Origin of the sequence: Cupriavidus oxalaticus, from assembly GCF_016894385.1 — a bacterium.
Taxonomy (GTDB): Bacteria; Pseudomonadota; Gammaproteobacteria; order Burkholderiales; family Burkholderiaceae; genus Cupriavidus; species Cupriavidus oxalaticus.
On the sequence record NZ_CP069811.1, the window covers coordinates 1,172,645 to 1,191,825 of the forward strand.

Consider the following 19,181-nt stretch of genomic DNA (forward strand, 5'->3'; position numbering starts at 1 on the left):
GCCGGCGGACAGGCATCCGGTCCAGTTACCAACAGAGAGAAGAATGCTCGCGATCCTGTCAAGGGGAATATTGCGTACGCCGCACCTGCGCGCCTTCCTGGGCGAGGAAGTTGTCTTCCTCCGTTCCGGAGCCAGGCCAGCGGGCGTCGACGGTGTGGTGGCCTGGGGCCGGCGCCCGAGCGCGTGCAGCGCCGAGTCGTATGCCGCCCGGCATGGCATCGCACGAGTGCTGCGGCTGGAAGATGGCTTTATCCGTTCGGTCGGCCCGGGGCAAGGTTTTCCGGCTTGCTCGATGGTCATCGACGATCTCGGCATCTACTATGATGCCGCGGGTCCATCCCGGTTTGAGTACATGGCGGCGATGCCGCTGTCAGGGCGGGAGCATGCACGGGCCCGCCAGTTGATCGCGCGATGGCGCGAAGCTGACGTTTCAAAGTACAACCATGCGCCGGCTCCCGCCACGCTGCCGCAGTTGCCATACATACTGGTGGTGGACCAGACGCTCGACGACGCCTCGGTTCGCTATGGGCTAGCCGATGCAGGCAGCTTTCAACGCATGTTGCACGCAGCGATCGAGCGCTATCCCACCTGCCGGATCGTGGTCAAGGAGCATCCGGAAGTATTTTCAGGCCGCAAGCGCGGCTATCTTGGCGAGTTGCTGGACTGTCCGAATGCGCGCGTGCAGCGCTTGTCCGAGGACCTCCACGTGGTGCCATTGCTGCGCGCGGCCACGGCGGTGTTCACCGTGACTTCCCAGGTCGGCTTCGAGGCATTGCTGCATGGGAAGCCCGTCCATACCTTTGGCATGCCGTTCTACGCCGGATGGGGGCTGACCGCAGACAGCCTGCCGCCCCCGTGGCGGCGTCGGCCTGTATCGCTGGACCAGTTGAGCTATGCCGCCTTGGTGCGATATCCCCGCTATGTCCATCCGCACACCGCGGTTCGGTGCGAAGCCGAGGACATTATCGATTACATGGCGCTGCAACGCCGGATGCGCCAGCAGTTTCCCGCGCATCTGCACGCCGTGGGCTTTTCCCGCTGGAAGCGGCCCATCCTGCGTGCCTTCGTGCAAGGCAGCCAGGTGCGGTTCCATCGCAGCATCCGTACGGTGCCGTACGGTGCACAGGTACTTCGCTGGGGCCGTACACACGACCTGGCAGGCCGGCGCGACTTGTCCGCCATCACGGTGGAGGATGGCTTCCTGCGCTCGGTTGGGCTTGGCGCGCAGTGCGTGCGTCCGATCTCGTGGGTATTCGATCGCAGCGGCATCTACTACGATGCCTCGATGCCATCGGAGCTGGAACGGCTGCTGAATGAGGCGGAATTCGATGACGCAGTCCTGATGCGTGCGGCGCGCCTGCGCGAGGCCATCGTCCGGGGCGGATTGACCAAGTACAACGTCGGGCAAGGCGACTGGCGACGTCCCGCGGGTGAGCGCGAGGTCATCCTCGTGGTAGGACAGGTGGAGGCGGATGCCTCATTGCGCTGTGGTGCGCCGGGCATCCGCACCAACCGCGACCTGCTGGAAGCGGTTCGCGCGCATGCCCCCAACGCTTACCTTGCCTACAAGGCCCATCCCGACGTACACGGCGGCCTGCGCGGCGAACGTACCGCCGAGGCGTGTCTGCGCGCATGGTGCGATGAGATGGTATCCGGCTACCCCATGCAGCAGCTCATCGGTGAGGTCGACCAGGTCCATGTGATGACCTCGCTGGCCGGCTTCGAGGCGCTGCTGCGCGGCAAGCGGGTCACCGCGCATGGCGCGCCGTTCTATGCCGGCTGGGGACTTACCGAGGACCGCTGCGCCCTGCCGAGGCGCTGCCGCACTCTGTCGCTGGACATGCTGGTCGCGGCGGCCCTGATCCTGTATCCGCGCTATCTCCTGCGGGATGCCGACACGGGTTTTGCGACGCCAGAGGACGCCATCGAGCACCTGTTGTCCTGGCGGCAGGAACCAGCCGCGCGCGGGCAGCGGTTGCTGCGCAAGGCCGCCCACCCGTTCTGGCAGTGCTGGCACTGGTGGCGCGATGCAAGTCATCGACCAAAGTAAGCGAAGGGCAGGAATGCTGTTGCCATTCAATGACGAGGAGACAGATCCTCAATCCGCCATGCCCGTGCAGGCCAGCCTTGAGCGCATTGCCGGTCACCGGCGCATCCTGTTGCTCCAGGGCCCCAACGGGCCGTTTTTCGCTCGTCTGCGCGACCTGTTGCTTGGCCATGGGTGCCACGTCACCAAGGTTAATTTCAACGGCGGCGACGACTTGTATTACCGCGGCGGCGATACGGTTCGCTTTTCCGATCCCATGCCGGCGTGGGAGGCACGGTTGCGTATGCTGCTGCAACCGCGCCGGATCGATGCCATCGTGGTGTTCGGCTCGGCCCGGCGGCAGCATCGCATAGCTGCGCGTGTGGCGCGTGAGCTGGGCATTGCCTATTGGGTGTTCGAAGAAGGCTATATCCGTCCGGACTACATTACGCTGGAAGCTGGCGGGGTCAACGCGGAGTCGCCGCTGGCGAGCCTGCCGCTCGACTCGATCCCGCACGCCGAGCGCACAACGCGGCCGTGCCGGTTCCGGCATGCCTTCGGGCTGATGGCGTGGCATTCGTTCTGGTACTTCGTTGCCGGCTGGATCGCGCAGGGCCGGTATCCGCACTATCGGCACCACAAGCCATTCAGCGTGCCCGAGCTAGGCCGGTGGCTGCGCGCAGGCTACCGCAAGATCCGGTTTCACTGGCAGGAACGTGGATTGCGCCGCCAGCTGCTGGCCAGCGACCATCCGCATTTCTTCATGGTCGCGCTGCAGGTCAGCGGCGACAGCCAGATCCGGCAGCATAGCCCATGGAGGCGTATCGAAGACTTCATCGAGGCGACGATCCAGTCGTTTGCCTCGCACGCGCCGCCAGACAGCCAGTTGGTGATCAAGCACCACCCGATGGACCGGGGCCATACCAACTACGCCGCGACGATTGCCGCGAGCTGCGCACGATATGGCGTGGCGGGTAGGGTGTCCTACCTGCACGACGCACGGCTGCCGTCGCTGCTGCATCGCTGCATAGGACTGGTGACAGTCAATTCGACCACGGGCCTGCAGGCGCTTTTCCATCGCGTACCGGTGATCGCGCTGGGGCGTTGCTTCTATGCGAAGCCGGGACTGACCTTCCAGGGCTCGCTCGACGCGTTCTGGAGTGGGCCGCCGGCGGTGGACATGCGGGAGTTTTCGCGATTTCGGCACTACCTGATTCGCGTGTCGCAGATCAACGCATCGTTCTATGCGGATCATCCTGTATCCCCGCCCAACATGCCGGCGGCCGGTCCCAGGCAGTTCCGGCATTTGCCGGTGCGCGTGCTCTCCGTCTTGTGCCTGCTGATGGCCGATGCCTACAGCGGGCGCGTCTGGAGCCTCGGGGGCATGCTGGACTGGCTGGCGCAGATGGTCGTTGGGTGAGTCTCATAAAGTGCCTTATCAGTAATATATTGCGGTAGAAGCAGTACTGTTCTTGACAGTTAAAGTCTACCTTTGTATCGTAAGATATGTTTTGCGATATATGGAAAACGGCCATGCGGCATCATTACCATCCGTCATTCCTGTCTCGGCACGGCCGTCACATCCTGATGCGGCTGTCCCCACACCTCGCGCGCCATGCCATGGGCAGGCACCAACCAGGTGGCTTCTGGGGCGGCGGCCCAACGGATGGCTTTGGCCGGGGCGGGCCGGATGAACCCGGCGGCTTCGACAACGAACCCTGGCGCCGCGGCCGCAAGTTCAGCGCCGACGACCTGCAACTGCTGCTGCTCAGCCTGCTCGAAGAAAAGCCCAGCCACGGCTACGAGCTGATCAAGGCGCTTGAAATCCGCACCAACGGCTTCTACAAACCGAGCCCCGGCGTGGTCTACCCCGCGCTGACTTACCTGGAAGAAGTCGGCTACGCCACCGTCGATACCGAAGGCAACAAGAAGCGCTACCAGCTGTCTGAAACCGGCAAGGCGCACCTCGTCGCCAATCGCGAGCGCGTCGAGGTGATGGTGGCCAAGTTGCGCCACGTCGCCCGCAAGATGGAATGGATGCGCCGGGCCATGAGCGGCGAGCCGCAGCCGGAACCGGAGCAGGGCGGCTGGCTGCCCGAGCTGATGCAGGCGCGTGCCGCGCTCAAGCGCGCCATGGTGATGCGCAGCGAAGCCGGCGCCGACGAGCAGCGCCGCATTGCCGAGATCCTGATGCGCGCCGCGGCCGAGATCGAAGCCGGTCCCAAGGCCTGAGCCGTGGCGCTGACGCTGGCCTCTGCGATCGGCACCCGGGCCCGGCAAGCGCCGGGTCTGCAACCAAGGAATTCCTCTATGACATCAAACGCTACCGAATCCCATCGCGATCTATCCGTGCAGCGCTTGCGCCATCCGCTCAGGATGCGCCTGCTGCAAGTGGTGCGCACCACGCAGGTCACGCCGCAGCTGCTGCGCGTCACGCTGGGCGGCGCGGAGCTGGAGGACTTTGTCTCGGCCTCGTTCGACGACCATGTGAAGGTGTTTTTCCCAGTGGATGGTGCCGACAAGCCGGTGCTGCCGCAGGTGGGCCCGGACGGCATCAGCTTTCCCGAGGGCCAGCCGCGTCCGGCCGCGCGCGACTACACGCCGCGCCGCCATGACGCCGCGGCGCAGGAACTGGATATCGAATTCGTGCTGCACGGTGACGGCCCTGCGTCGACCTGGGCGGCGCAGGCGCGGCCGGGACAGTATCTGGGCGTGGGCGGTCCGCGCGGCTCGTTCGTGGTGCCGACGGGCTTCGACTGGCACCTGCTGATCGGCGACGATACGGCGCTGCCCGCGGTGGGACGCAGGCTGGAAGAGCTGGGTGCGGAGTCGCGCGCCATCGTTGTGCTGGAGGTGGCCGATGCCGCTGCGCAGATCGCGCTGCCTGGCCGGGCTCAACTCGATGTCCACTGGCTGCATCGCGGCGACGCCGCCGAGGGCAGCCTGCTGGAAGCGGCGCTGCGCCAGGTCACCCTGCCGCAGGGCGAAGGCTATGTCTGGGCGGCGGGAGAGGCGGCGGCGATGAAGGCGGTGCGCCAGTACCTGGTCAACGAGCGCGGCATCGACAAGAAGCGCATCCGCGCCTCGGCCTACTGGAAGCGCGGCGACGCGGCGGTGCACGAGACGCTGGACGACTGAGCCACGGCGGCGGCACGGTGTACGCGGGCGATGCGTTGCCATAAGAGGGCACGCATCGCTACTGCCCAAGGGGACTGCCGTGCTGACTGCATCCAGACCGTTGCGCGCTGCCTGCGCCGCGGCGGCATCCGTGGCTTTGCTCGCCGCCTGTGCGCCGGACGCCGTGCGCAGCCGCCAGGCCACCGACTTCAATGCCTATCTCGATTCGCTGAAGACAGCGTGCCCCAACATGATCGTCGGGACGAACAATATCAGCGAGTGGCTGCGCAGCAGCGGCAGCCGCAGCGACGACGACTACGTCTACTGGCTGGACCAGACCTCGCGCCTGTACTACCAGCGCATCTCTGCGCAGCAGTACCGCGATTCGGTCAGCGCGGCGCTGGGCGGGCGCTCCGATTCTCCCGCGCTGGACTGCATCGTGCGCCATCTGCCCGCTAACCGGCCGACCGGATTGCCGGGTGGCAGGCTCTAGTCATCAGCACACACACCCGTTGTGCAACGGTGGCATCCCCGCTAACATGAGTCCCTGGCAGCCGAAACAGCGGCTGCCAACGTCGCTCGGACGGTTCCGGGCGCTTACGTAAAGGACTCCACATGACTGCCGCTTCCTCCGGCAAGCGCCGCTTCGCGCGCATCGATCGTCTTCCCCCGTACGTTTTCAACATCACCGCCGAGCTGAAGATGGCCGCCCGCCGCCGTGGCGAGGACATCATCGACATGAGCATGGGCAACCCGGATGGCGCCACGCCGGCGCATATCGTGGCCAAGCTAACCGAGGCGGCACAGCGGCCCGACACGCACGGCTATTCGGCGTCCAAGGGCATCCCGCGGCTGCGGCGCGCGATCTCGCGCTGGTACCGCGAGCGCTATGACGTGGAGATCGATCCGGATACCGAGGCCATCGTCACCATCGGCTCGAAGGAAGGCCTGGCGCACCTGATGCTGGCCACGCTCGATCGCGGCGACACGGTGCTGGTGCCCGATCCCAGCTACCCGATCCACATCTACGGCGCGGTGATTGCTGGGGCGGATATTCGTTCGGTGCCGCTGGTGCCGGGCATCGATTTCTTTGCCGAGCTGGAGCGCGCGATTCGGGGCAGCTATCCCAAGCCCAAGATGATCGTGCTGGGCTTCCCGTCGAACCCGACCGCGCAATGCGTCGAGCTGGATTTCTTCGAGCGGGTGATCGCGCTGGCGCGCAAGCACGATATCTTTGTCGTGCATGACCTGGCGTATGCGGACATCGTCTTCGACGGCTACCAGGCGCCTTCGATCATGCAGGTGCCGGGCGCCAAGGATATCGCGGTAGAATTTTTCACGCTGTCCAAGAGCTACAACATGGCGGGCTGGCGCATCGGCTTCATGGTCGGCAACCCCGACCTGGTGGCGGCGCTGACGCGCATCAAGAGCTATCACGACTACGGCACCTTCACGCCGGTGCAGATCGCGGCCATCGCCGCGCTGGAAGGCGACCAGCAATGCGTGCATGAAATTGCCGTGCAATACCAGTCGCGCCGCGACGTGCTGGCGAAGGGGCTGATCGAGGCAGGCTGGCCGGTGGAGATCCCGAAGGCGTCGATGTATATCTGGGCGCGCATTCCCGAGCCATACCGCGCGCTGGGCTCGCTGGAGTTCGCCAAGCAGTTGCTGGCAAAGGCCAAGGTGTCGGTGTCACCGGGCATCGGCTTTGGCGACTACGGCGACGAGTATGTGCGCTTTGCGCTGATCGAGAACGAATCGCGCATCCGGCAGGCGGTGCGGGGCATCAAGGCGATGTTCCGGGCTGACGGGCTGGTCAAGGCCTGATGCAGCGGTGACCCGCGCCACAGGTGGTGCAGGTCCTATTGATGTTTCCGGAATTCACGACAATGCTTTTTGCTTGTCGTTCCCGCGCAGGCGGGAACCCAGCGACTTTAACGACGCTGGATTCCCGCCTGCGCGGGAATGACAGTGGCTAGCTGAACGGCATTTCGGCGCAGGTCAGCGCTTCTTGCGTTCAGTCCGGAAGGACCAGCGGCAACGGTTGCTCGCCAGGCGCCCACCATGGCCGGAACAGTGCGTGCACATCTTGCGGCGCCACAGCCTCATAGCTGGTCGTGCGCCAGCGCGGCGCGTTGTCCTTGTCGACGATCAGCGCGCGCACGCCTTCGATGAAATCCCCTTGCGAGAAGCTGTTGACGACCACCGCCAGTTCCATGCGGAAGCAGTCGGCGAGGTCCATGCGCCGGCCGCGCAGCAGCAGTTCGCGCGTGGCGCACGCCGACAGCGGCGAGCGCGTGCGCAGCACGTCGATGGTGCGCGTGGCCCACTCGGTGTAGCGCGGGTCGTCCTGGCAGGCGAGGCCGGCCAGGATTTCCGGCAGGGTGGCGTGCGCGGGGAAGTGGCGCAGCAGCGCGGGCAGTACCTCAAGCAGCGGTGCGTCAGCGGCGCTTGCCACGGGTTCGCGCACCAGCGCATGGCGCAGGTCGGCGAGCACGTCGTCGCCCCAGGCGATGCCGGCCAGTGTCTGCTCCAGCCCGGCCAGCGTGCCGCTGTCGACGGCGGCATCGGCCAGGCCACACAGCAGTGTGTCGGCGGCGCCGATGGTGACGCCGGTCAGGCCGAGATACAGCGCCAGCTGCACCGGCAGCTTCGACAGGAAATGGCTGGCCCCGACGTCCGGCACCAGCCCGATGCCGGTCTCCGGCATGGCCACGCGCGAGCGCTCGGTGACGATGCGCAGGTGCGCGGCCTGCGCAAGGCCCATGCCGCCGCCCATGACTACGCCGTCCATCAGCGCCACCAGCGGCTTGGGATAGCGGTGCAGGCGGTAGTCCAGCGTGTATTCGTCGATAAAGAAGCGCCGGTGCAGCGGCGTGCCGTCGCGATAGCTGTCGTACAGCGCGCGGATATCGCCGCCGGCGCAGAACGCCTTGGGGCCGGCGCCGCGCAGCACAACGGCGCGGATGGCGTCGTCCTGCGCCCAGGCTTCTAGCTGCGCGCCCAGCGCGACGATCATCGGGTACGACAGCGCATTGAGCTGGCGCGGCCGGTTCAGCGTGGCAATGCCGACGCCGTTGACGACGTCGAACAGGGCCTCTGGCTCGGCGGCATCCTGCGTGCCGGCATGGTGCGGCGAGATGGCCGATTCGGTCAGGCGCATGGCGGGCTCCTAGGCGTTGCGCCATTGCGGCGCGCGTTTCTCGAGGAAGGCGTTGACGCCTTCGCGCTGGTCGGCGCCGTCGAACAGGTCGACAAAGCGCTCGCGCTCCAGCGCCAGCGCCGCCTGGCGCGGCACGCCCTGGCGTGCCAGGTGCACCAGTTGCTTGCTGTAGGCGGCGGCGCGCGGGCTGACCTTGCCGGCGCGTTGCGCCATCTCCAGCGCAGTGGCCAGCGCCTGTCCGCGCGGCACCACTTGCTCGACCAGCCCGATGCGCAGCGCGGTGGCCGCGTCGACGCGTTCGTTGGTCAGGATCATGCGCTTGGCCCAGCCTTCGCCGACCAGCCACGGCAGCGTCTGCGTGCCGCAGCCGCACGGCAGCAGGCCGACGGCGGCTTCGGGCAGCGCCATCTGCGCGTGTTCCTCGGCGATGCGGATATCGCAGGCCAGCGCGCATTCCAGGCCGCCACCCATGGCATAGCCGTTGATGGCGGCGATGACCACGGGGCGCGCGTTCTGCAGCGCTTCGAAGGCGCTGCCGAACTGCTGCGCCATGGCGCGCGCATGGGCACGGTCGCCGTCGGCGAAGCCGTTCAGGTCGGCGCCGGCGCTGAAGAATTTCTCGCCGGCTCCGGTTACGACGACGGCGCGGATCTCGGGGTTGGCATCGATCTTTGCCACCAGATCGCGCAGCTGCTGCAGGCCGTCGGCGGTAAACGCATTGGCGGGCGGGCGGCTCAGCGTCAGCGTGGCGACGTGGCCATCGAGGGCGAATTCGATCATGGCTGGCGCTCCTTGTCGGTGGCGGACAGGTACTGGCGGATCACGCCGGAGAAATCGAGCTGGCCTTCGCCGGCGTGGCTCATGGCCTGGTAGACCTGCTGCGCCAGCGCGCCGAGGAACAGCGGCTGCTTCACGCTGCGCGCGGCATCGGCGGCCAGGCCCAGGTCCTTGAGCATCAGGTCAGCGCCGAAGCCACCGCTGTAGCCGCGGCCGGCCGGGGCGGTTTCGATCACGCCGGGCCAGGGGTTGCAGGTATCCGAGGCCCAGCAGCGGCCGGTCGAGGTATTGACGATGCCGGCTAGCACATTGGCGTCGATGCCCAGCTTCACGCCCAGCGCCATCGCCTCGGACACGCCGATCATCGAGATGCCGAGGATCAGGTTGTTGCAGATCTTGGCGACCTGGCCGGTGCCGGTGCCGCCGCAATGGACCAGGTTGCGGCCCATGCCGGCCAGCACCGGGCGCACCTGCTCGAACAGCGCTTCGGTGGCGCCGACCATGAAGGTCAGCGTGCCGGCCTGCGCGCCGACGGTGCCGCCGGAGACCGGGGCGTCGGCCAGCGCATTGCCCTGGGCCTGCGCGGCGGCAGCAAGCTCGCGCACGGTGGCAGGATCGATGGTGCTGGAGTCGACCAGCGGCACGCCGGGGCGCACGCCGGCGAGCACGCCGTCTTCGCCAAGGTAGGCGCTGCGCACGTGTGCGGCAGCGGGCAGCATGGTGATGACGAAATCCGCTTCCGCCACGGCCTTGCGCGCGGTATCCGCGCTGGCCGCGCCTTCGGCGCACAGCGCGGCGACGGTGGCGGCGTTGAGGTCGAACACGGTCAGGGTATGGCCGGCCTTGAGCAGGTTGCGCGCCATGGGCGCGCCCATGTTGCCCAGGCCGATGAAGGCGATATGCATGGGGTGTCTCCTTCAGCGAAGGTATTTGAACAACGTTTGTTTTCTCCCCTCTCCCGCTTGCGGGAGAGGGGAGCAGACCGTCGGCCGTTGCGACGTGCCACGCCTCACTTCAAACTGATCGTCGTATTCACCCCGTCATTCACCGTCGCATCGTCAAACCACCGCGCCGTTACCGTCTTGGTCTGCGTATAGAACTGCACGACCTGCTTGCCATACGGCCCCAGGTCGCCCAGCTTGGAGCCGCGCGAGCCGGTGAAGCTGAAGTAGGGCACCGGCACCGGGATCGGGATATTGATGCCGACCTGGCCGACGTCGATCTCGCTCTGGAACTTGCGCGCGGCGGCGCCGCTCTGCGTGAACACGCCGGTGCCGTTGCCGAACGGGTTGCGGTTGACCAGCGCGATGGCGTCATCCAGCGTCTCGACGCCGATCACCACCAGCACCGGCCCGAAGATTTCCTCGGTGTAGATCGTCATGTCGGTGCCGACCTCGGTGAAGATGGTCGGCCCGATGAAGTTGCCTTGCGGATAGCCCGCTACCTGCACGTTGCGGCCGTCAAGCACCAGCTTTGCGCCTTCGCGCTCGCCGGCGGCGATCAGGCCGAGGATGCGTTCCTTTGCCGCCACCGAGACCACCGGGCCGACATCGGTGCCGGGCTCCACGCCGGCGCCGATTTTCAGGGTCCTGGCGCGCTCGACCAGGTCGGGCACCCAGTCGCGCGCCGCGCCGACCAGCACCACCACGGAGGTGGCCATGCAACGCTGGCCCGCCGCGCCGAAGCCCGCACCCGCCAGCGCGTTCAGGGTCTGCTCCTTGTGCGCGTCGGGCAGCACCACGGCGTGGTTCTTGGCGCCCATCATCGACTGCACGCGCTTGCCATGCGTGCCGGCCAGGTTGTAGACGTGCGTGCCAACCGCGGTCGAGCCGACGAACGACACCGCCTTGATGTCCGGGTGCGTGCACAACGCATCGACCACGTCCTTGGCGCCGTGCACCACGTTCAGCACGCCCGGCGGCACGCCGGCTTCCAGCGCCAGCTTGACCAGTTCCATGGTCGACAGCGGATCCTGTTCCGACGGCTTGAGCACGAAGGTATTGCCGCACACGATCGCCATCGGGAACATCCACAGCGGGATCATCGCGGGGAAGTTGAACGGCGTGATGCCGGCGCAGACGCCGATCGGCTGCTGCAGCGTGTAGGTGTCGACGGTCGCGGCAACGTTCTCGGCAAAGCCGCCTTGCTGCAGCGTGCCGATCGAGCAGGCATGCTCGACCACTTCCAGGCCGCGGAAAATGTCGCCCTCGGCATCGGCCAGGGTCTTGCCCTGCTCGGCGGTCAGGATGGCGGCGATGCGCTTGCTGTGCTCGCGGATCAGCGCCTGGTAGCGCAGCATGATGCGCAGCCGCGCGCCGATGGGGGTGTGGCGCCACGTGGCAAAGGCGCGGTGCGCGGCGCCGACGGCGGCGGCGACTTCGCTGGCGGTGGCCAGCGGCACGCGCGCCAGCACTTCCTGGGTGGCGGGGTTGACCACCTGGCGGAACTCGGTGGCGGACGATTCCACCCATTCGCCGTTGATCAGCAGCGGTACGGTCGGCACGGCGTTGTCGGTCTTGGGCACTGCGCTCATGGTTGTCTCCGGACGGTGTGGTTGTATGGGAAGCAAGGGTGGGCTTACAGGCTGCGCGCGATCAGCATGCGCTGGATCTCGCTGGTGCCTTCGTAGATCTGGGTGATGCGGGCGTCGCGGTAGTGGCGCTCGACCGGGTAGTCTTCCAGGTAGCCATAGCCGCCGTGGATCTGCAGCGCCTTGGAGCAGACGCGCTCGGCCAGCTCTGACGCGTACAGCTTGGCCTGCGAGGCTTCGGACAGGCACGGCAGGCCCTCGCTGCGCATGCGCGCGGCGCGGTGCACCAGCAGGCGCGCGGCGTTCAGCTCGGTGGCCATGTCGGCCAGCATGTTGGCGATGGGCGGATGCTCGCGCAGCGGGCGGCCGAACTGGATGCGCTCCGACGCATAGCGGCATGCGGCTTCAAAGGCCGAGCGCGCAATGCCGATCGCCTGCGCCGCAATGCCGATGCGGCCGCCTTCGAGGTTGGACAGCGCGATGCGCAGCCCCTCGCCAGGCTCGCCCAGCAGCGCGTCGTGCGGCACGGTGCAGTCTTCCAGCGTGATGGCGCAGGTGTCCGAGGCGCGGATGCCGAGCTTTTTCTCCGGGGCGTGGACGACAAAGCCCGGCGTGTCGGTCGGCACCAGGAAGGCGGAGATGCCTTTCTTGCCGCGCTCGGGCTCGGTCGAGGCAAAGACCACGGCCACACCGGCGCGCTGGCCGTTGGTGACGAACTGCTTGCTGCCGTTGAGCACCCAGCCGTTGTCGGTAAAGCGGGCGCGCGTGCGCAGGTTGTGGGCTTCGGAGCCGGCCTGCGGCTCGGTCAGGCAGAAGGCGCCGATCAGTTCGCCGCTGGCCAGCCGCGCCAGGTAGCGTTCCTTCTGCGCATCGGTGCCGTAGTGCAGGATCGGGCCGCAGCCGACCGAGTTGTGCACGCTCATCAGCGTGGCGCAGGCCGCGCAGCCCGCGGCGATCTCTTCGATGGCGAGCGCGTACGCGACATAGTCGGTATAGGTGCCGCCCCAGTCCTCCGGCACGATCATGCCGAGCAGGCCCAGCGCGCCCATCTCGGCGACCACCTCTTCGGGCAGGCGGCCGTCGCGGTCCCACTGGGCGGCGCCGGCGGCCAGGCGCTCGCTGGCAAAGGCGCGCGCGCTGTCGCGGATCATCTGTTGCTGTTCGGTGTAGTCGCTGTGCATGGCAGGTTGGCGTGGTGGTGTTCCGCGGGGGGCTTTCTGTCAAGCGCGTTGGCGCGGCGCGGCATCTGAGGCAGAATGCGCGCTCGGCGTCTGGGCCTGCGGGCAGTGTAGGAACGCCGGGGGCGGGCTCCTATGCCAAAATCCGCCAATCTTCCTGAACTCGTTTGCCACCCGCCGGACCATGGAAAAAGGCAGCGTCGCGCTTTGTTTTGTCCACCATGCCATCGCCGGGCTGCAGGCGCGCGGGATCGACCCGGGGCCGGTGCTGCGCAGCGCCGGCATCGCGCCCGAATTGCTGGCAGTGCCGCAGGCCAGGGTGTCGGCGGCCAGCTACAGCGAACTGTGGCTGGGGGTGGCCGCGGCGCTGGACGACGAGTTCTTCGGCCAGGATGCGCGCAGCATGAAGTGCGGCAGCTTTGCCATGCTGTGCCACGCGGTGGTCGGCAGCCGCACGCTGGGGCAGGGGCTGGAGCGCATTACCCGGTATTTCCGGCTGCTGCTGGACGATATCGGCGTGCGCCTGGACCGGCATGGGGACGAGGCCGCGCTGGTGCTGACCGCGCCCAATGCGGCGCTGGGGCGGCAGCCCGGCGTGTTCGCCAAGGAAACCATGCTGATCATGCTGCATGGACTGATGAGCTGGCTGCTGCGCCGGCGCGTGCCGGTACGGCTGGCGGCGTTCGACTACGCGGAGCCGCCTTACAGCGCCGAATACCGCGTCATGTACTCGCGCCAGCTTGCCTTTGACCAGCCCGCCACGGCGCTGGTGTTCGACGCCGCGCTGCTGGACCAGGCGGTGCGCCAGGACGAGCGCAGCCTGAAGGCCTTCCTGCGCGATGCCCCGCACAACGTGGTGGTGAAGTACTCCGACCGCAGCAGCGTCGGCGCGCGCGTGCGCCGGCTGCTGCGCAACCAGCGGCCCGAGCTGTGGCCGACCTTCGAGGCGCTGGCGGTCAGCCTGAACCTGTCGGCCTCATCGCTGCGGCGCAGGCTGATGGACGAGGGCGTGAGCTACCAGGACCTGAAGGACGGGCTGCGGCGCGACCTTGCCATCGAGGCGCTGAGCCACTCCGGGCGTCCCGTGGCGGATATTGCGGCGGAGCTCGGGTTTGCCGAGCCGGGCGCTTTCCACCGGGCATTCCGGCGCTGGACCGGCTCGCGGCCCGGCGCCTACCGGCGGGTGGCCGAGGATGGCTGAGGGGTGCTGAGCGGTGCTGAGGGGGGCTGAGGGGGGCTGACGGGTAATGATGCGATTCAGGCGTCAAGCGCCTGCATGGTATCCGGTACCGCCTGCGCAGGGGGCGGCTCGCTGTGCGCCATCACGCGATTGCGCCCGCCCATCTTGGCGCGATACAGCGCCGCATCGGCGCGTGCGCTCAGCTGCGCCAGCGACAGGTCCGGATGCCAGCCCGCGGTGCCGACGCTGACGGTATAGCGCACGGTGTGGCTGCCGCTGTCCGACGCGACCGTGACCGCATGGCGCTGCACGCTGGCCCGGATGCGCTCCGCGACCGCGCTGGCGCCGGCCTCGCCGGTCGCGGGCAACAGCACCATGAACTCTTCGCCGCCAAGACGGCCCAGCAGGTCGCCGGGGCGCAGCTGCGCCGCCGCCAGTCTTGCGAACGCCTGCAGCACGGTATCGCCGGCCGCGTGCCCGTAGGTGTCGTTGACCGACTTGAAATGGTCGATGTCGACGATCAGCAGCGCGGGCGCCGGCTTGCCGCCGGCCGCGCGCGCCAGCTCGCGCCGGGCACTTTCCTCGAATGCCTTGCGCGACAGCACGCCGGTCAGCGTGTCGGTATTGGCGACCGCTTCGAGCCGGCGCACGATGGCGTCATGGATCATCAGCACCGCGCCCATGGTCATCGCGGGCATCACCAGCGCGCCCAGGGTCAGGAACACCGTGTTGAGCAACATGGATTCCTGCAGGTAGGGGTTGCCCAGCCACTGCAGCGCGGACAGCGCGCCGCGCACCGCATGGCCGGTGGCGAAGAACAGCGCAAAGCAGGCGGTGGTGATAAAGAAGCGTGCCGATTGTCCGCGCGGGCGGCGGCGCAGCAAGGTTAGCCCGACCAGCGCGCACAGCACCGCGTGGAAGACCGAGACAATCACGACGCGCGTGGTGAAGACGTCGACGGCATAGCGCCAGACGATCACGCCGGCAGCCGTCACTGCCGTCGCCGCCACCAGCCGCCGCCACGGCGGCACGCCGCCGCAGAAGCGGACGCAGCCGGCGTAGAACAGCGCCAGCGACCACGCCAGCGCGGCGTTGGCAACGCCCACCGACAACGGATCCGGGATCATGCCGCGCAGCGAGAACAGCACCAGCGCCGCGGTCGCGGTCAGGTTGGCATTGCACCATTCGCCCACGCCGGGCAGCCCGCAGCGGCGCAGCGACCACACGATGGCCAGCATCATGGCGCTGAGCGCGGCCGTAATGGTCAGCAGGGCAAACGGGACGGACATCGGACGGGACTGGCTGCGGCGTGACGGGAATGCGCCGGTCCGGCGCAGCCCGTAATGATACGGGGCGAGCAGCGCCTGTGCGTGCCAAAAAAGGGCGCGCCGTCGCGTTGTCCGTGGAATATGAGGTTGCCGCCGCCGGTATTGGGGCTGCCGCGGCCGCGTGGCTAGTCGGGCTGCCGTGGCGGTTCGTGCGGCTCGTCGGTGCGCAGCACCGGGTCATTGCGCAACAACCATCGCACCGCGATCAGCAGCGCTGCCAGGCAGCCGAGGATATAGCCGCCGAGAGAGACGACGTGGTTCATGATGTGACCCCTCTTGTTCCGGCTCTGAGGCCGGTCGAGCAACAATTATGGGATCGGACCCGGCACCGGGCATCCCCTGTTTGGGGGGGGCGGTGCGGGGCCGTGGGTGCGCTCAGGCGCTCAGGCGCTAGAGTTGCCCGGCGTGGTGCCGGATATGGTCGGCAATAAAGGTCGAGATGAAGTAATAGCCGTGGTCGTAGCCGCTGTGCCGGCGCAGCGTCAGCGGCTGGCCCACGGCCTGGCAGGCGGCCTCGAACGCGTCCGGATGCAGCTGGCTCTGCAGGAACTGGTCGTCCAGGCCCTGGTCGACCAGGATCCCGGCCGGGAACGGCGCGCCTTGCTGGCGCACCATCAGCTCGGTGGCGTCATACTGCGCCCACGCCCCCCGGTCGCCGCCGAGATAGCCGGTGAAGGCCTTCTCGCCCCAGGGGCAGCGCGTCGGCGCGGCAATCGGCGCGAACGCCGACACCGAGCGGAAGCGCTCCGGATGGCGCTGCGCCAGCACCAGCGCGCCGTGGCCGCCCATCGAATGCCCGAAGATCCCCACGCGCGACGCCTCGCCGGGCAGCGCGGTGGTGACCAGGTCGAACAGTTCCTCGGCAACATAGCTTTCCATGCGCCAGTGCCTGCTCCAGGGCGCCTCGGTGGCGTCGACGTAGAAGCCTGCCCCCACGCCGAAGTCCCACGCATCGGCCTCGCCCGGCACGCCCGCGCCGCGCGGGCTGGTGTCGGGCGCCACCAGCATCAGGCCGTGCTCGGCGGCAAAGCGCTGCGCGCCGGCCTTGATCATGAAGGTTTCTTCGGTGCAGGTCAGGCCGGCCAGGTAGAACAGCACCGGCACCTTCGCGCCGCCCTGCGCCTGCGGCGGCAGGAACACCGAGAAGCGCATCGGCAGCCCGACCGCTGCCGAATCATGCCGGTAGAAGCGCTGCACGCCGCCATGGCAGCCGTGTTGCGAGATCAGTTCCATCTCGGCGCCGTCCTCAGTACAGCACCACGGAGCGGATCGACTCGCCGCGCTTCATCAGGTCGAAGCCTTCGTTGATGCGCTCCAGCGGCAGCGTGTGCGTGATCAGGTCGTCGATATTGAGCTTGCCTTCCATGTACCAGTCGACGATCTTGGGCACGTCGGTGCGGCCGCGCGCGCCGCCGAAGGCCGAGCCCTTCCATTCGCGGCCGGTCACCAGCTGGAACGGGCGCGTAGAAATCTCGGCGCCGGCCTCGGCCACGCCGATGATGATCGACTTGCCCCAGCCCTTGTGGCAGCACTCCAGCGCCTGGCGCATGACCTGCGTATTGCCGATGCATTCGAACGAGTAGTCCGCGCCGCCGTCGGTCAGCTGGATGATGTGGTCGACCACGTTCTCGACCTGCTTCGGGTTGATGAAATGCGTCATGCCGAACTTGCGCGCCATCGCCTCGCGCGCCGGGTTCAGGTCCACGCCGATGATCTTGTCGGCGCCGACCATCTTCGCGGCCTGGATCACGTTCAGGCCGATGCCGCCCAGGCCGAACACCACCACGTTGGCGCCGGCTTCCACCTTGGCGGTGAACAGCACCGCGCCCACGCCGGTGGTGACGCCGCAGCCGATGTAGCAGACCTTGTCGAAGGGCGCGTCCGGGCGGATCTTGGCGAGCGCGATCTCCGGCACCACGATGTGGTTGGCGAATGTCGAGGTGCCCATGTAGTGGAAGATCGGCTTGCCATCGAGCGAGAAGCGCGAGGTGCCGTCCGGCATCAGGCCCTTGCCCTGCGTGGCGCGGATCGCCTGGCACAGGTTGGTCTTGCGCGACAGGCAGAACTTGCACTGGCGGCATTCCGGCGTGTACAGCGGGATCACGTGGTCGCCGGGTTTCAGCGAGGTCACGCCGGGGCCGACGTCGGTGACAATGCCGGCGCCTTCATGGCCCAGGATCGCCGGGAAAATGCCTTCGGGATCGGCGCCGGACAGCGTGTAGTAATCGGTATGGCAGATGCCGGTGGCCTTCACTTCCACCAGCACTTCCCCGGCACGCGGGCCGTCCAGGTCCACGTCTTCGATGGTCAGCGGGGCGCCGGCTTTCCAGGCGATGGCGGCTTTGGTCTTCATGGGGTCCTCCGGGGTCAGGAATGTCCTGGGCGATGCTTCAACGCCCGAGGCCATGACTATACGGCCATCTGCAGGGCCTCGGCCAGCCGCATCGGACGGTCAATTACCAAAAAGGAGGTATTCAGTCCCGCCATCCGTTGCCGTAAGATCCGTCGGTGCACCGACGCGGCTGTGCGGCAATTGCCATGATGGATTGCCCCTGGCCTTGCCTCCACCCCAGAACAAGAGCATGACAGTCAATCCGTTCCGCCCCCGGATCAAAGTCCTCGCTGGCGGATTCCGGCGAGATGCTGCCCGTCGCGAACAAGCCGCGGCGCTGAAGTCGCGCTAAAACCTGCGCAGTCGTGAGGCTACCCCATGTCCGCCGAAGAACAGGCTGACCCCGAAGCGCGGAAGACGGCGCGTCCGTCGCCCGTGCAGCGCGCGTTGTGGATCCTGCGGGCGCTGTCCGACCCGCAGGTGCGGCGCCTGTCTGACGTGGCGCGCGCCACCGGCCTGGACCTGGCGACGGCATCGCGGCTGCTCGACGTGCTGGTGGAAGAGGGGTTTGTCACGCGCGACGACAAGCGCCGCTTCGGCATCGGCCCGGAGGTGTTCCAGCTGGCGGACGTGGCGCAGCGCCGCGTGGACCTGCGCGCGTTGGCCCGGCCGAGCCTGGAGCGGCTGGTAGAGGAATTCGAGGATACGGCGATCCTGACCGAGGCCAGCCGCGGCGAGTCGGTCTGCTCGGATATCGAGCTCGGCACGTTCCCGATCCGTGCCAACTACGTGGAAATCGGCACGCGCCGGCCGCTGGGCGTCGGTGCCGGCAGCCTGGCCGTGCTGGCGTGGAAGCCCGAACCTGAACGTACGGCGCGCGCACGGCTGACGCCGCAGCAGCGCCAACGCTATCCGCGCCTCACGCCCGAGGTGATCGCCGCCCAGATTGCGCAGGCGCGCGAGCGCGGCTACGTGCTGTTCCTGGACCTGGTGGTGGAGAAAATGGGCGGCATCGCCGTGCCGTTGCTCGACTACGAAGGCCGCCCGATCGGCGCGCTCAGTATCGCGGCGCTGAGCGAACGCATCCTCGCGCGCGAGGCGCGCATGGCGCGCCGGCTGCGCGAAGAAGCGCGGCGCATCACGGCGGCGTGGACGCGCCGCGCCGTGCCGTCCTGAGCAGCGCGCGGCGGCTTATTGCGCCGGGCCGCGCAGCAGGGGCGCGAGCGCGTCGGGGATCTCGACCTCGAAACGCAGTACGGCACTGGCCAGCGCTTTGCCGTAATTGTCCAACGCCAGGCTGCGCGAGACGCCGCCGCCGAGCGCGCCGTGCGCGACAAAGTTGAGCACCTGCAGCCCGTCGACGGCATAGCGTTCGACCTCGCCCCGGATCAGCCCGCCGTACAGCGCCTTGAAGGAAGCCGCGGTCAGTTGCTCGCGGAGGTAGGGATAGAAAGCCGCGTCATACGCGATCACGGCCGTGTTGGACGTGTCGCCCTTGTCGCCGGAGCGCGTATGCGCCAGCCGCCTTAGTGGAACGATCATGGTGGGCT

At 67.7% G+C, this 19,181-nt stretch carries 17 protein-coding genes and 1 pseudogene; 8 read left to right on the forward strand and 10 right to left on the reverse strand.

Annotated elements, in window-relative coordinates:
- The first annotated feature begins 43 nt into the window (after positions 1-43).
- The 6 genes from JTE92_RS05215 (at position 44) to alaC (ending at position 6,970) form a co-directional block, all read left to right on the forward strand.
- Positions 44-2,050: a capsule polysaccharide biogenesis protein gene (locus JTE92_RS05215; protein WP_169834838.1), complete on the forward strand. Its 2,007-nt coding sequence runs from the start codon at positions 44-46 to the stop codon at positions 2,048-2,050.
- On the forward strand, positions 2,028-3,446 hold the full coding sequence (locus tag JTE92_RS05220) for a capsule polysaccharide biogenesis protein (protein ID WP_239477798.1): 1,419 nt from the start codon (positions 2,028-2,030) through the stop codon (positions 3,444-3,446). Before JTE92_RS05215 ends, JTE92_RS05220 begins: the two co-directional genes overlap by 23 nt.
- Before the next feature lie 113 nt (positions 3,447-3,559).
- Positions 3,560-4,258: a PadR family transcriptional regulator gene (locus JTE92_RS05225; RefSeq protein ID WP_063240289.1), complete on the forward strand. Its 699-nt coding sequence runs from the start codon at positions 3,560-3,562 to the stop codon at positions 4,256-4,258.
- A gap of 78 nt (positions 4,259-4,336) precedes the next feature.
- Positions 4,337-5,164 carry a siderophore-interacting protein gene (locus JTE92_RS05230; RefSeq protein WP_063240288.1) on the forward strand — a complete coding sequence of 276 codons (828 nt, stop codon included), beginning with the start codon at positions 4,337-4,339 and terminating at the stop codon, positions 5,162-5,164.
- Between the two features lie 79 nt (positions 5,165-5,243).
- A complete protein-coding gene (locus JTE92_RS05235) occupies positions 5,244-5,636 on the forward strand; it encodes a hypothetical protein (RefSeq protein ID WP_063240287.1) in 393 nt (130 codons plus the stop codon).
- A gap of 122 nt (positions 5,637-5,758) precedes the next feature.
- Positions 5,759-6,970, forward strand: coding sequence for an alanine transaminase (gene alaC / locus JTE92_RS05240; protein ID WP_063240286.1), 1,212 nt, complete (start codon positions 5,759-5,761; stop codon positions 6,968-6,970).
- A 190-nt stretch (positions 6,971-7,160) separates the two neighbouring features.
- Here alaC and JTE92_RS05245 read toward each other — a convergent pair whose 3' ends face one another.
- From JTE92_RS05245 to JTE92_RS05265, 5 genes are all read right to left on the reverse strand, one after another.
- A complete protein-coding gene (locus JTE92_RS05245) occupies positions 7,161-8,306 on the reverse strand; it encodes an enoyl-CoA hydratase/isomerase family protein (RefSeq protein ID WP_063240285.1) in 1,146 nt (381 codons plus the stop codon).
- A gap of 9 nt (positions 8,307-8,315) precedes the next feature.
- On the reverse strand, positions 8,316-9,086 hold the full coding sequence (locus JTE92_RS05250) for an enoyl-CoA hydratase (RefSeq protein WP_063240284.1): 771 nt from the start codon (positions 9,084-9,086) through the stop codon (positions 8,316-8,318).
- Positions 9,083-9,988: a 3-hydroxyisobutyrate dehydrogenase gene (gene mmsB, locus JTE92_RS05255; protein WP_029049551.1), complete on the reverse strand. Its 906-nt coding sequence runs from the start codon at positions 9,986-9,988 to the stop codon at positions 9,083-9,085. Before mmsB ends, JTE92_RS05250 begins: the two co-directional genes overlap by 4 nt.
- A gap of 104 nt (positions 9,989-10,092) precedes the next feature.
- Positions 10,093-11,616 (reverse strand): CoA-acylating methylmalonate-semialdehyde dehydrogenase, encoded by a 1,524-nt coding sequence (locus tag JTE92_RS05260; RefSeq protein ID WP_063240283.1) that lies wholly within the window; start codon positions 11,614-11,616, stop codon positions 10,093-10,095.
- 44 nt (positions 11,617-11,660) lie between these two features.
- Positions 11,661-12,794, reverse strand: a complete 1,134-nt coding sequence (locus tag JTE92_RS05265; protein ID WP_063240282.1) for an acyl-CoA dehydrogenase family protein — start codon at positions 12,792-12,794, stop codon at positions 11,661-11,663.
- Between the two features lie 181 nt (positions 12,795-12,975).
- On the opposite strand from JTE92_RS05265, the gene JTE92_RS05270 reads away from it, so the two are divergent.
- A complete protein-coding gene (locus tag JTE92_RS05270; RefSeq protein WP_063240281.1) occupies positions 12,976-13,992 on the forward strand; it encodes an AraC family transcriptional regulator in 1,017 nt (338 codons plus the stop codon).
- Positions 13,993-14,048: 56 nt separating this feature from the next.
- Here the strand turns inward: JTE92_RS05270 and JTE92_RS05275 are convergent, their stop codons facing one another.
- The 4 genes from JTE92_RS05275 to JTE92_RS05290 all read right to left on the reverse strand — a co-directional run bounded on the left by JTE92_RS05275 (position 14,049) and on the right by JTE92_RS05290 (position 17,652).
- Positions 14,049-15,260, reverse strand: coding sequence for a GGDEF domain-containing protein (locus JTE92_RS05275; protein ID WP_063240280.1), 1,212 nt, complete (start codon positions 15,258-15,260; stop codon positions 14,049-14,051).
- 164 nt (positions 15,261-15,424) lie between these two features.
- Positions 15,425-15,562 carry a hypothetical protein gene (locus JTE92_RS05280; protein ID WP_157096928.1) on the reverse strand — a complete coding sequence of 46 codons (138 nt, stop codon included), beginning with the start codon at positions 15,560-15,562 and terminating at the stop codon, positions 15,425-15,427.
- 127 nt (positions 15,563-15,689) lie between these two features.
- A complete protein-coding gene (gene fghA, locus JTE92_RS05285) occupies positions 15,690-16,532 on the reverse strand; it encodes an S-formylglutathione hydrolase (protein ID WP_063240279.1) in 843 nt (280 codons plus the stop codon).
- 13 nt (positions 16,533-16,545) lie between these two features.
- The gene (locus JTE92_RS05290) at positions 16,546-17,652 is read right to left on the reverse strand and encodes an S-(hydroxymethyl)glutathione dehydrogenase/class III alcohol dehydrogenase (RefSeq protein ID WP_063240278.1); all 1,107 of its coding nucleotides are present in this window, start codon (positions 17,650-17,652) and stop codon (positions 16,546-16,548) included.
- A gap of 357 nt (positions 17,653-18,009) precedes the next feature.
- Between JTE92_RS05290 and JTE92_RS05295 the strand changes: the two are divergent.
- Positions 18,010-18,913, forward strand: a pseudogene (locus JTE92_RS05295) (IclR family transcriptional regulator).
- Here JTE92_RS05295 and JTE92_RS05300 read toward each other — a convergent pair.
- Positions 18,823-19,173 carry an AtuA-related protein gene (locus JTE92_RS05300; RefSeq protein ID WP_063240276.1) on the reverse strand — a complete coding sequence of 117 codons (351 nt, stop codon included), beginning with the start codon at positions 19,171-19,173 and terminating at the stop codon, positions 18,823-18,825. The pseudogene JTE92_RS05295 and the gene JTE92_RS05300 overlap by 91 nt on opposite strands.
- Positions 19,174-19,181 lie beyond the last annotated feature (8 nt).

Bases quoted from the DNA above. Each gene is read 5' to 3' on its own strand.
- mmsB (WP_029049551.1), bottom strand. From the start codon at position 9,988: ATGCATATCGCCTTCATCGGCCTGGGCAACATGGGCGCGCCCATGGCG.
- JTE92_RS05290 (WP_063240278.1), bottom strand. From the start codon at position 17,652: ATGAAGACCAAAGCCGCCATCGCCTGGAAAGCCGGCGCCCCGCTGACC.
- JTE92_RS05265 (WP_063240282.1), bottom strand. From the start codon at position 12,794: ATGCACAGCGACTACACCGAACAGCAACAGATGATCCGCGACAGCGCG.
- JTE92_RS05250 (WP_063240284.1), bottom strand. From the start codon at position 9,086: ATGATCGAATTCGCCCTCGATGGCCACGTCGCCACGCTGACGCTGAGC.
- JTE92_RS05275 (WP_063240280.1), bottom strand. From the start codon at position 15,260: ATGTCCGTCCCGTTTGCCCTGCTGACCATTACGGCCGCGCTCAGCGCC.
- fghA (WP_063240279.1), bottom strand. From the start codon at position 16,532: ATGGAACTGATCTCGCAACACGGCTGCCATGGCGGCGTGCAGCGCTTC.
- JTE92_RS05260 (WP_063240283.1), bottom strand. From the start codon at position 11,616: ATGAGCGCAGTGCCCAAGACCGACAACGCCGTGCCGACCGTACCGCTG.
- alaC (WP_063240286.1), top strand. From the start codon at position 5,759: ATGACTGCCGCTTCCTCCGGCAAGCGCCGCTTCGCGCGCATCGATCGT.
- JTE92_RS05220 (WP_239477798.1), top strand. From the start codon at position 2,028: ATGCAAGTCATCGACCAAAGTAAGCGAAGGGCAGGAATGCTGTTGCCA.
- JTE92_RS05215 (WP_169834838.1), top strand. From the start codon at position 44: ATGCTCGCGATCCTGTCAAGGGGAATATTGCGTACGCCGCACCTGCGC.
- JTE92_RS05245 (WP_063240285.1), bottom strand. From the start codon at position 8,306: ATGCGCCTGACCGAATCGGCCATCTCGCCGCACCATGCCGGCACGCAG.
- JTE92_RS05300 (WP_063240276.1), bottom strand. From the start codon at position 19,173: ATGATCGTTCCACTAAGGCGGCTGGCGCATACGCGCTCCGGCGACAAG.
- JTE92_RS05230 (WP_063240288.1), top strand. From the start codon at position 4,337: ATGACATCAAACGCTACCGAATCCCATCGCGATCTATCCGTGCAGCGC.
- JTE92_RS05225 (WP_063240289.1), top strand. From the start codon at position 3,560: ATGCGGCATCATTACCATCCGTCATTCCTGTCTCGGCACGGCCGTCAC.
- JTE92_RS05270 (WP_063240281.1), top strand. From the start codon at position 12,976: ATGGAAAAAGGCAGCGTCGCGCTTTGTTTTGTCCACCATGCCATCGCC.
- JTE92_RS05280 (WP_157096928.1), bottom strand. From the start codon at position 15,562: ATGAACCACGTCGTCTCTCTCGGCGGCTATATCCTCGGCTGCCTGGCA.